Annotated in this window: 11 protein-coding genes; 8 read left to right on the top strand and 3 right to left on the bottom strand. The window is 55.5% G+C overall.

Going from position 1 to position 11647, the window contains the following annotated elements; all coding sequences use genetic code 11:
- Positions 1 to 57: 57 nt before the first annotated feature.
- Positions 58 to 1266 carry an NAD(P)/FAD-dependent oxidoreductase gene (locus tag ACKVOS_RS00255; protein ID WP_409210013.1) on the bottom strand — a complete coding sequence of 403 codons (1209 nt, stop codon included), beginning with the start codon at positions 1264 to 1266 and terminating at the stop codon, positions 58 to 60.
- Positions 1267 to 1331: 65 nt separating this feature from the next.
- Here ACKVOS_RS00255 and ACKVOS_RS00250 point away from each other — a divergent pair, with 65 nt between their 5' ends.
- Positions 1332 to 1607 (top strand): DUF3297 family protein, encoded by a 276-nt coding sequence (locus tag ACKVOS_RS00250; protein WP_409210012.1) that lies wholly within the window; start codon positions 1332 to 1334, stop codon positions 1605 to 1607.
- Here the strand turns inward: ACKVOS_RS00250 and ACKVOS_RS00245 are convergent.
- Positions 1604 to 2743: a serine hydrolase domain-containing protein gene (locus ACKVOS_RS00245; RefSeq protein WP_409210011.1), complete on the bottom strand. Its 1140-nt coding sequence runs from the start codon at positions 2741 to 2743 to the stop codon at positions 1604 to 1606. The genes ACKVOS_RS00250 and ACKVOS_RS00245 overlap by 4 nt on opposite strands.
- Before the next feature lie 31 nt (positions 2744 to 2774).
- Here ACKVOS_RS00245 and ACKVOS_RS00240 point away from each other — a divergent pair, with 31 nt between their 5' ends.
- The gene (locus tag ACKVOS_RS00240; protein WP_409210010.1) at positions 2775 to 3149 is read left to right on the top strand and encodes a hypothetical protein; all 375 of its coding nucleotides are present in this window, start codon (positions 2775 to 2777) and stop codon (positions 3147 to 3149) included.
- On the opposite strand, the gene mnmA is transcribed toward ACKVOS_RS00240, so the two are convergent.
- Positions 3150 to 4274 carry a tRNA 2-thiouridine(34) synthase MnmA gene (gene mnmA, locus ACKVOS_RS00235; protein WP_409210009.1) on the bottom strand — a complete coding sequence of 375 codons (1125 nt, stop codon included), beginning with the start codon at positions 4272 to 4274 and terminating at the stop codon, positions 3150 to 3152.
- Positions 4275 to 4441: 167 nt separating this feature from the next.
- Here mnmA and ACKVOS_RS00230 point away from each other — a divergent pair, with 167 nt between their 5' ends.
- The 6 genes from ACKVOS_RS00230 to ACKVOS_RS00205 all read left to right on the top strand — a co-directional run bounded on the left by ACKVOS_RS00230 (position 4442) and on the right by ACKVOS_RS00205 (position 11485).
- Positions 4442 to 4813, top strand: a complete 372-nt coding sequence (locus ACKVOS_RS00230) for a hypothetical protein (RefSeq protein ID WP_409210008.1) — start codon at positions 4442 to 4444, stop codon at positions 4811 to 4813.
- Positions 4810 to 5109, top strand: a complete 300-nt coding sequence (locus ACKVOS_RS00225; protein ID WP_409210007.1) for a DUF1153 domain-containing protein — start codon at positions 4810 to 4812, stop codon at positions 5107 to 5109. The genes ACKVOS_RS00230 and ACKVOS_RS00225 overlap by 4 nt, the downstream gene beginning before the upstream one ends.
- 146 nt (positions 5110 to 5255) lie before the next feature.
- Entirely contained in the window at positions 5256 to 5519 is a 264-nt protein-coding gene (locus tag ACKVOS_RS00220) for a GlsB/YeaQ/YmgE family stress response membrane protein (RefSeq protein ID WP_409210006.1), read from the top strand.
- Between the two features lie 293 nt (positions 5520 to 5812).
- Positions 5813 to 6991 carry an efflux RND transporter periplasmic adaptor subunit gene (locus tag ACKVOS_RS00215; protein WP_409210005.1) on the top strand — a complete coding sequence of 393 codons (1179 nt, stop codon included), beginning with the start codon at positions 5813 to 5815 and terminating at the stop codon, positions 6989 to 6991.
- Positions 6992 to 7018: 27 nt separating this feature from the next.
- Positions 7019 to 10159, top strand: a complete 3141-nt coding sequence (locus ACKVOS_RS00210) for an efflux RND transporter permease subunit (RefSeq protein WP_409210004.1) — start codon at positions 7019 to 7021, stop codon at positions 10157 to 10159.
- A gap of 117 nt (positions 10160 to 10276) precedes the next feature.
- Positions 10277 to 11485, top strand: a complete 1209-nt coding sequence (locus ACKVOS_RS00205; RefSeq protein WP_409210053.1) for a DUF445 domain-containing protein — start codon at positions 10277 to 10279, stop codon at positions 11483 to 11485.
- Positions 11486 to 11647 lie beyond the last annotated feature (162 nt).

Genomic DNA, 11647 nt, shown 5'->3' with positions numbered 1-11647 from the left:
CACGGCTAGGGACAGTCCTCGAGTGGGCTGTCCCTGCCGTTTCAAACCGCGTCGCACCTAAAACGCCAACCCTGCCGCCACGCCGCTGGCCCAGGCCCATTGGAAGTTATAGCCACCAAGCCAGCCGGTAACGTCCACGGCCTCGCCAATGCAATAAAGGCCGGGAACCGTTTTGGCTTCCATCGTTTTCTGCGACAGTCCATCGGTGCTGATACCGCCTAACGTCACTTCGGCTTTGGCATAGCCTTCGGTTCCATTGGGTGTGAATTGCCACGCGGAAAGCCGGTTTTCGGCCTCTTCCAATCGGCGATCCGGTATATCGGCAAGATTGCACGCTTCCCCAATCTGGTCGGCCAATATGTCGGCAAGCCGGGCAGATAATGCCGAACCCAGTGCGGATTTTACCGAGCTGCGTGGTTTTTCCCGTTTGAACTGACGCAACCAGCCTTGCGGTTGGTCCGGCAAGAAGTCGATACCAATCGGTTCGCCATGCCGCCAATAGGATGAAATTTGCAAAATTGCGGGGCCGGACAATCCCTTGTGCGTCAAAAGTGCAGCCTCACGAAACCGTATCTTGCCGCATTGCACGTCAACATCGGCGGACACGCCAGACAATTCACGAAACAGCACATCGTCGCCACCCAATGTGAACGGCACGAGCGCGGGGCGCGGTTCCACGACCTTCAATCCAAATTGTCGTGCCAGATCATAAGCGAAGCCCGTCGCACCCATTTTAGGAATACTGGGGCCACCTGTCGCAACCACCAAAACGGGTGCCGATGCGTTCAGCCCATTATATAGCACGCTATACCGTCCATCGGCATGGCTGACCGCAGATATCGGCGCGTGAAACGCAAAATCCACGCGCCCACCGGTCGCGATGGATTTGTCGCATTCTGCCATCAACATTTCGACAATTTGCCGCGCGCTGTCGTCGCAAAATAACTGCCCCAAGGTTTTTTCATGAAAGGCAATGCCGTGCATCGCCACAAGTTCGATAAAATCACCCGGCGTGTAGCGCCCCAGTGCCGATTTGGCGAAGTGGGGATTGGCCGACAAATACCGTTCTTTCGCGTTCCCGCTGGTCGCGTTGACATTCGTGAAATTGCACCGGCCGCCGCCTGATATCAGAATTTTTTTGCCCGGGCCGCTGGCGTGGTCGATCACCAGCACCCTTTTCCCGCGTTGACCCGCGGTCAGCGCGCACATCAAGCCAGCGCCGCCAGCACCCAGGATTATCGCATCATATTGATCGGATTTCGCCATGCAAAGCCTCTGCACTGCTCAGCCGATATTGCCAAGCGCGAAGCTTTCCGGCAAAGGCCCGCGCTATGACAGAAAAAGCCGACACCCCGCCCGACCATCTCTCCATCAATCCACTCAGCCCGCATTTTGACGGTGACCTGCTTTCACGCGGCGTCGGCATAAAATTCAAAGGCGAAAAGCGGACCACTGTGGAGGAATATTGCATTTCCGAAGGCTGGATCAAGGTGCAGGCGGGCAAAGCGCGTGACCGCAAAGGGAATCCGTTGTTGATCAAACTCAGCGGCCCGGTTGAAGCCTGGTTCGAAGACCTTGGTGACGACGCGCCGGTCGCATCTGCTTAATTTTTAGGGAAAATTGCGATCAGTTTTACAAACTGGTCATCCAATGGGTCAAGCTTTCCATCATCGGTTTTGCCGAGCCGAACAATTGTAAGCCGATGTTGCGGCGATACGATAATGAACTGCCCGAGATGACCGAGGGCCGCAAACACATCGGATGGCGCTTTTCCGGGAAATAAAACCTGATTGCGGTCTGCATTGTTGGGCCGGTTGAGCCAAATGTGTCCGCCATAGCTGTTATCGTTCTTGCTCGGCGTTTTCATGAACCGGGTCCAACTTGTCGGCAACAACTGGGCCGCACGAACAGAACCGTTATTCCTTAAAAATTCACCGAATTTGGCCCAGTCACGGGCTGTGGCATGGATCATGCTGCCGCCCAGCATTGTGCCATTCCGGTCAAATTGCGGCATCGCGCTCGTCATTCCCAGCGGTTCGAACAGACGCCCACGCGCATATTCCAGCATCGCGTCACGCCGCACAACGGGGTCGGTGCTTTCGGTAAGGGAACGGGTCATGATGTCGGCCAGAATATTGCTGGTCGCACTGCTATATTCGAATTTCTTGCCCGGTTGCGCCTCCAATGGACGTGTTTCGGCATAGCGTGCGACATTTTCACGCCCATCCAGAAAAAGCATGCGAGGTGTATCCGCATCAAAAATCTCGACATCACCTTCGGCCAGTTCGGTGTGATCAAGACCGGATGACATATGCAACAAATGCCGCAACGTAATTTGTGCACGGCTGTCGCGCGGGGTCTGCCATTCGGGTACCGGCGCTGGTTCATCAAGAGCGAGACGTCCGTCCGCCACCATTAAACCGACCAAAGTTGCCGTAACGCTTTTTGCCATCGACCAGCTTATCAGTCGGGTGTCCGGCCGGTAACCCGGTGCATATCTTTCCGCGATTACCCGGCCACCCTGCATCACCACCAGCGCGCGTGTTTCCGAAAGCGCCGGATCTTCAAAAAACGGGGCAATCGCATCATTCAGTGTTTCTTTGCTGACGACGGCGTCGCTTGCGATTATCGTTTGACCGCGCGCAGTCGCTTGTGCAGCAGGTTGTTCACCACATGACCCGAGCGCCAATGCGGCCATAATGCAAAAAGCGGTTGCGACATGGGCGGATTTGTTTCTAGGCATATGGCATACCGATGCACCATTTGGAGGGCACATGGCAACCGCAACTTCGAAAGCTTCGACCAATGCACCGTTTGGACTGGCACGCACGCTAAAGGTTGGTGCCGGGATGCTCATCGCGGTGTTCGCCGCGTGGCTTGTATGGAATTGGTCGACCATAAAGGGAGAAGCGCAGGTCGGCGTTGCTTATGGTGCCCATATCGCCTGTTCATGCCGCTATATCGAAGGCCGCGATATGGCCAGTTGCGAAACCGATAAAGAAGCCGGAATGGAAATGGTCAGCCTGTCCGACGACCCTGCAAACAAGCGTATTTATGCATCTGTTCCGTTTCTGGCAGAAGCGGTTGCGGAACGCCGGGGTGAATTTGGGTGTGTGCAGCTAAGCAAGGTCGAGATCGAAGCGCTTTAGCTAGGCCGCGGCCTCCTGCATTGTTGCCACGGTTTCTTCGATCCAGCCGCCACCTAGCACACGTTCGCCTTCATAAAATACAGCCGCCTGTCCGGGCGAAACCCCATATTCAGGTGTTGCAAAGCGCAGCCAATTGCCGTCGATATAGGCCGCAACAGGCTTTGCCATCGACCTGACCTTCGCCATAATTTCGCGACCTTGCACGTCGGTAAGCCAATTGCCGTCAACAATACGCGCCGCGTCAACGGCCAATGCCTCCCGCGGGCCGACAATCACGCGCTGCGTCGATGGATCAAGCCGTATGACATACAGCGGAACCGGCTGTCCGCCCACTTCCAGCCCTTTTCTCTGGCCAACAGTATAATGGATCATGCCCTTATGCTGGCCAAGCACCCGTCCATCCAGATGCACAATGTCGCCGCCCAGTTCGGCATCCGGGCGTATTTTACGGACGACGCTGGCATAATCGCCATCGGGCACGAAGCAAATGTCCTGGCTATCGGGCTTCATCGCCACGATCAGCCCCAAATCCTGCGCTATCTCTCGCACTTGTGGCTTGGGCATTCCCCCTAATGGGAAACGCAGATAGTCGAGTTGGTCTTGCGTCGTTGCAAACAGGAAATAGCTTTGGTCACGGGCGGGGTCTGCGGCGCGGTGTAATTGCGCGCCATCCACGCCTTCGACGCGGCGGACATAATGCCCCGTTGCGAGGCAATCAGCCCCCAATTCCTTTGCCAAACGGAAAAGATCGGTGAACTTCACCCCCATGTTGCACCGCACGCAAGGAATAGGCGTGCGCCCCGCCATATATTCGTCAGCGAAATGGTCGATTACCGATTCGCGAAAGCGGCTTTCATGGTCGAACACATAATGGGCGATTCCCAGTTTATCGGCGACCGCACGGGCATCGCGAATGTCCTGGCCGGCGCAGCACGCCCCTGCCCGTTTCACCGCGCTGCCATGATCGTATAATTGCAACGTAACGCCAATGGTTTCAGCGCCGGAACGGGCGGCAAGGGCAGCAACGACCGACGAATCGACCCCGCCGGACATGGCGACAACGATCCTTTTTCCCGATAAATCAGGGCCAAGTTGGAAATCGTGGAAATTTATAGCGTCAATCATTTGACACAGTCCATAAGCGCAGTTGCGCGAAAAGGCCAGTTTTCCGTTGGCATTTCTCGTTTTGAAACAGCATCGGGGGCCAAATGATAATTCCCGTTAACTTGGGCTAACATGGTCTGAATACCGCCTTTACCCCCTGTTATAGGATGCAACGCTAGGGGGGTGTCATGGAAATGACATTCCCCCATGAGTCTCTGAGTCAAAATTCGGCCATTCGCCGAAATGACCATAAGGCGTTACTAGCGGCGATTATGGCACGGCAGGCGAATAGCCGCACCGTGCAACTATTGCGGCGGGTCGATGGCGCAATGTCAGCTGGCGGAGACGCTGCGAGCCAGCGCATCCAGTATTTTGCCTCAAGAAAATCGGAAAAAGTGGCGGTGTGCGGTGCATTTTGGCGCGAAAATGAAGCTGATCACAAGTGTAAAGACGCCATTTACCAAGCCAATTCAGCCTATATCAAAGACCAGCAGATAGAAGAAGATGCAACCGGGGTACAGTCAACCCATGCGGGGCATGGAGTATCGAGGACGTTATGATTGAGAACCAGAAAATTCGCCCTGCACAGGTTATTGGCCCATTGGGAGAGCCACTGACTTTGTCCAGTCTGCCGCCTGCCGGCACAACACGCTGGGTCGTCCGCCGCAAGGCAGAGGTTGTCGCAGCGGTCAATGGCGGCCTGTTGTCGATCAACGATGTGTGCGAACGTTACAACCTGACGTTGGAAGAATTTGCGTCGTGGCAACGTGCGGTTGATCGTTCGGGAATGCCGGGCCTGCGCGTCACGCGTATCCAGCATTATCGCGATCTGTACGAGCGCCAACAGAAATACTGACCACAAACGGGGCCGGATCCGGCGTGATCTGGCTTCAAAATTTCGAATTTACATCCCTTTGCCGCTTTGCAGGTGGCATTCGGGCGCAATCCGATTATCATTCCTGATGCCCATGCATAGACTGGGCGCATAGAAGGAGTGGGATAATGGGTTGGATCGTTGCAATAATTGTGGGCGGCATCGCCGGTTGGCTGGCCAGCAAAGTCATGAATCGTGACGCATCTATGGGCATCTTCTGGAATGTTGTTGCCGGTTGCGTTGGTTCGGTGGTCGGCAATCTGATTGCGAACCAGTTTGGAATCGTTGGCAGCGTCCAACAATTTTCACTGACCGGATTACTTGTCGCCTTTGCAGGTGCGATTGTTGTTCTGGGTATCCTGAATCTGGTGCAGCGCGGTCGCGTGCGCTAAACACCGTCCAATTGACAAAAAGGGCCGCCCGGTATTCCGGCGCGGCCTTTTTTTTGAAGTCGTTTGTCGAATAGTGAAGACGCCGGTCTGTATTGTTGTCGATACCGCTTTACGGTATCGTAATCAGGACGGTGACGATCAGAGTGCGATTATTGTCGTTGCACTCCAATTGCTCTTAGCGCCAACAAAATAAAAACTGCGCCTTGCTAGTAGTGCCTTATTAAAGTAACACAGTAAGGCGTGCACTGAATGATTTGCGCCAACCTGCCCGAGATTACATTTGGAAAGCGGATATGAATTACGAAACTACAATGAGCGGTACTTTGGATGGCGGCATCCTCGATGAACGGCAGGGTCCAAACCGGAAGCGCATTGTTATTGCACTTGTCATTGTGGCTATATTGGCCGCGATCGGTGCAGCGTTCTATTTTATGGGCGGCGACACGGCCCCTGCGGCGGGTGCAGAAGACAAGGCCGCGCAAGCGCAAACCGTCACGGTAGTCGCTCCCGGCCGCGAAACGGTTGTTCGCGCCATCAATGCAACCGGCACATTGGCCGCAAGGCGCGAAATTCCGGTTGGCGTGGTCGGCGAAGGCGGTCAGGTTAATCGGGTCTATGTCGATGCGGGTGACTGGGTTCGCCAAGGTCAGGTCCTCATCAGCGTGGACCGTTCGGTGCAGTCGCAGCAGGCTGCCGCACTTGAGGCGCAAATCGGCGTTGCCCGCGCCGACCTCCAATTGGCCCAGAACGAGCTTGACCGCGGAATGCAATTGGTCGGACGCGGGTTTATTTCGAAAGCCGATGTTGACCGCAAAACCGCCACACGCGACGCGGCGCGCGCGCGGGTGAATGTCGCGAACGCTCAGTTGAACGAGACCCGCGCCCGAAATGCGCGCTTGGATATTCGCGCACCTGTGTCGGGCTTCGTGCTCGAACGAAATGTGGAAACAGGCCAAACGGTTTCCGCAGGAAGCGGCATCTTGTTCCGGATCGCACAAGACGGACAAATGGAGTTGCAGGCGCAATTAAGCGAAAATGATCTGGTGCTGGTTTCCGAAGGCGTCCCGGCAACGGTAACGCCCGTCGGCACCGACCGCCAGTTTTCCGGCACCATATGGCAAGTGGCCCCGATGATAAGCGAGCAAAGCCGTCAAGGTATTGCGCGTATCGCTCTGCCCTTTGACAAGGCTTTACGGCCCGGCGGGTTCGCGTCTGTTGAAATCAAGGCCGGGTCGATGACCGCCCCGGTATTGCCAGAGTCTGCGGTTCAGACCGGCCGTGAAGGCAGCTTTGTCTACATTGTCGGCAAGGACAACAAGGTAAAGCAGCGTCCGGTTAAAGTCGGTGACACGACGGCGTCCGGCCTGATTATCGCAAGTGGTTTGGATGGCACGGAGCGCGTTGTTCTGTACGCCGGTGGATTCCTGAACCCAGATGAGACTATTAACCCCAAGCTTCTGAAAAAGAAGTAAAAAGAACCACAACCGGAACCGCAGCCCATGAACTTCAGTAATATTTCCGCCTGGTCAATCCGCAATCCGGTAGTTCCTATCGTGCTTTTCGTTGCGTTGACGCTGGCGGGCATCATTTCGTTCATGAACATGGATGTGCAGAACGATCCGGATATTGAATTTCCGGTGGTGGTGGTTTCGATTTCGCAACCGGGCGCTGCGCCATCGGAAATCACAACGCAAATCACGCAAAAGGTCGAATCTGCGATCCGCAGCGTTCAGGGTGTGCGAAATATCGATGCCAGCGCGAGCGAAGGCAATACCACTGTCAGCGCGGAATTTGAAATCGGCGACGATATCAATGCAGCGGTAAGCGAAGTCAAAAACGCCGTCGATCAAATCCGCAGTGATTTGCCCGACGGCATTTTGGAACCGCAAATTTTCAAGGTAGCGACCTCCAGCGACCCGATTGCCTATTTCGCCGTCGAAGCCAGCGACATGACGTTGGAACAATTGAGCTGGTTTGTTGACGACACCGTTGCACGACGCTTGCTGGCTGTCGAAGGCATGGCATCGGTCAGCCGCAATGGCGGCGTAAACCGCGAAATTCGTGTGGTGCTTGATCCTGCGAAAATGCAGTCTTTCGGCGTAACCGCCAGCCAGATTAACAACGTACTGCGCCAGCAAAATGTCAATGCATCGGGCGGACAGTCGCAAATCGCGGGATCACGCCAGTCGGTTCGCGTCCTTGGAAATGCCGCTGATGCCTATGCCCTGGGACAGGCGCAGATCAATCTGGGCAATGGCCGCAATATCAAATTGGCTGATGTCGCCCAAGTCACTGACGGGTTTAGCGAACAACGGTCGATGGCGTTTGAAGGCGGCAAGCAAGTGGTCACCTTTGGGATGTCACGGGCCAAAGGCGCATCCGATGTCACTGTTTTCGACGAATCAATGAAAAAGATTGCCGAGATCGAAAAAGAGAATCCCGGCATCAAGTTCACCACGCTTTTCAACAGCGTCGATTATACCAAAGCCCAATATAAAAGTTCGATGGCGGCGATGATCGAGGGCGCTTTGCTTGCCATCGTCGTTGTGTTCCTGTTTCTGCGCGACTGGCGTGCAACAGTCATTTCAGCAATCGCCATCCCCTTGTCGGCCATTCCGACCTTCTGGTTCCTCGATCTTTTGGGTTTCACGCTTAACACCATGTCATTGTTGGCATTGGGACTGGTTGCCGGTGTTCTGGTTGATGATGCCATTGTGGAAATCGAGAATATCGTGCGCCATATGCGAATGGGCAAATCCGCCTATCAGGCATCGATCGATGCCGCCGACGAAATCGGTCTGGCCGTTGTGGCGACAACATTTTCGATTGTTGCGGTGTTCCTGCCCGTCGGCCTGATGCCAGGCGTTGCCGGCCAGTTTTTCAAGAATTTCGGCCTGACTGTCGTCGCGTCAGTGCTGATGAGCCTTGCGGTGGCGCGAATGATTACGCCGATGATCGCAGCTTATTTCCTCAAGTCCGGTGGTATTGCCGAACATGGTGAAAGCGCGTGGATGGACAAATATATGAAAATCCTGCGCTGGTCGCTTGGCCATCGCCGATGGATGATGGGGATCGGGGCCCTCTCGTTAGTTGCGACAATCGCCCTCATGGTCGTTTTACCCAAGCAGTTTTTTCCGGACGGCGACCTTGATTTCAGCCGTATCCGCATCGAAATGGTTCCCGGAACCACGCTGGAGCGAACCCGCGAAGTCGCAAATGAAGCCGCTGCGATCATCGAAGCGCAGCCCGAGGTGAAAACCGCCCTGCAAAGTGTACGCGAAGGTAGCGCCAATTTGTTCGTTACGTTGCATGATGAACGTGCCCGGACGAGCCAGAAATTTGAAGAAGACCTGACGCCGCAGCTCACCAAGATTGCGGATGCACGCGTGACGTTTCAGGCCAATGGCCCCGGCGGCGGCGGTTCGGGTCGCGATGTATCCGTCATGCTTTCCGGTTCAGATCCCAAGGTGCTCGACTCAACGGCGGCTTCTCTGGTTGAACAAATGAAGACGGTGCCCGAACTGCGTGCACCGCGCATTTCTGCCGACCTGCAGCGCCCCGAACTCCTGATTACGCCAAGAACCGATCTGGCGGCGCAACTGGGCGTGACCACCGTGGCCCTGAGCCAAACCATTCGCATCGCGACATTGGGAGATATTGACCAGAACAGTGCGAAATTTTCGCTGTCTGATCGTCAGATCCCGATCCGCGTCATGTTGGCCAAGGAATCGCGCGAAAGCCTTGATGTTATCCGCAACCTGCCGGTGCCGCTGGCGACCGGCGGGTCGGTCCCGCTGTCGCGTGTTGCCGATATCAGTTTCGGCGCAGGCCCCACCTCCATTCAACGACGGAACCAGAATTTCCGGATTTTCATCGGTGCCGATTTTGCACCGGGCGTCGTGTCATCGGACGCTGATGCAAAAATCAACAACCTGCCGGTTATGAAAAACCTGCCGACCGGAGTTTCGCGCGCGCCATTTGGAAGCCAGGAATGGGAAGCAGAAATGCAGCGTGACTTCCTGACTGCGCTGATTTCCGGAACTCTTTTGGTGTTTGCGGTGCTGGTGCTCCTTTATCACCGTTTCATGTCACCATTGGTCAACATGGGCTCGCTGCTGCTCGCGCCTTTGGGCGGGATGTTGGCACTCGCCATTGTTCAGCAACCGATATCAATGCCCGTGTTCATCGGTGTGTTGATGCTCTTTGGTATCGTTGCCAAAAACTCCATCCTGCTGATCGATTTTGCGATTGAGGAAATGGCGCGCGGCGTTCCCAAATTTCAGGCAATTATGGAAGCCGGACATAAACGTGCACAGCCGATCGTCATGACAACCGTTGCGATGACCGCAGGGATGGTGCCGACCGCATTGTCGCTGGGCGGCGATGGCCAGTGGCGCGCACCAATGGGCACAGTCGTAATCGGCGGTCTGATCGTCTCCACCTTGCTGACCTTGCTGATTGTTCCGGCGGGTTTCAGTCTTGCCGACGGCTTTGAAAAGCGTGTCGGACCTTGGTTACGGACCCGCCTGTTGACATATGATCCCGACAAGCACGGCGAAAAAGAAGTCGTTATGGCCAAAAGTGGGAAAAAAGCGGGCAAAGACACTGGCGATCTTGGCGGTTTGCAGCCTGCCGAATAATCCTTACCCTTGGCAGCGCCGCACCGCTTCGGCTAAGGCGTAGTTGTGAAGTCAGCAAACCAACTCGGGCAGTCGGAAAAGACCCGTTATGCAGAACGCGACGCCGAATTGCGGCAGATGCGTATTTTTGCGACCGCGTTGCTATTGTTCATGGTCGTTTTGTTTGTCGCCGGCAATTATATGGAAACCCGCTATCAGGGCCATTGGGGATTTCTGCGCGCATTTGCCGAAGCGGGAATGGTTGGCGGACTTGCCGACTGGTTTGCCGTCACCGCGCTTTTCCGGCATCCGTTGGGTATCCCCATACCGCATACCGCGATTATACCCAACAACAAAGAACGGCTTGGCCGTACCCTCGCCAGCTTTCTTCGTTCCAATTTTTTGACCACCAAAGTCGTTGCGCGCCGTGTGCAACGCATGGATGTGGCGGGTGCAATGGGCAAGTTCCTGAGCGCACCATCGGGCGGCGAAGGCCGGATGCGAATGGGGGCATCACGGCTGATGGGCGACATTATTGCTGCGCTGGATGATGAACGGCTTGGCGGGATTGCGAAAAGCGCGATCCGCAAACAATTGGACAAGCTGGATATTGCCCCCCTGCTCGGCCAGTTGCTGACCGCGATGATCCGCGAGCGGCGGCATATTCCGGTGCTCGACGGCATCATAAAATGGGCATCCAAGACATTGGAAGCCAACGAACATCTGATCCGCGAGATGGTCGAAGAACGCGCCAACACCATCATGCGCTGGACGGGCTTGGACGACCGGCTCGCCAATGCCATTGTCAACGGCTTGAACAAATTGCTGCATGATATGGCCGAAGATCCTGACCACCCGTTAAGGGAAAAAGGCGAAGAGGGCCTTGCCAGCCTTGCCCACGACCTGCGCCATGACAAGGAATTGCAAGCGAAGGTCAACCATTGGAAAGCGCAATTGCTCGAAAATCCGGCGATGAGCAAATGGATCAACAGCCTGTGGGATCAAGGACGCGGCGGCCTTCTAAAAGCTGCGCGCAATCCCGATGCGGCATTGGCAGGCAGCTTTGGCGAGGCGTTGATCAAATTGGGTGGCACCTTGCAAGAGGACGCCCGGCTGAAGCACCAGATCAACCGCTTCGCGCGCCGCGCTATTGTCGGCACGACCGAAAATTACGGCGACAACATCGTGGCGTTGGTGTCCGACACCATCAAGGGATGGGATGCATCCACCATCACCGACCGCGTCGAAAACGCCGTGGGCAGCGATCTTCAATATATCCGCATCAACGGAACATTGGTCGGCGGCATGGCAGGCATCGTAATCCATGCCGCGGGGTTGCTGATTTAAGGTGCCGCTTTGTTGGCCAAACTGTGCAAGCCGCTTACCGGCCGCTTTGAACTAAAGCCTTTTTCAAATTTAACGAACATCCCCGTCACCCTGAACTTGTTTCAGGGTCTTATTACTGCGGCGTTGAAAACTAAGACCCTGAAACAAGTTCAGGGTGACGGG

It is taken from the genome of Sphingorhabdus sp., from assembly GCF_046154385.1.
Classification (GTDB): Bacteria; Pseudomonadota; Alphaproteobacteria; order Sphingomonadales; family Sphingomonadaceae; genus Sphingorhabdus_B.
This window is presented reverse-complemented; position numbering and strand designations above follow the sequence as displayed.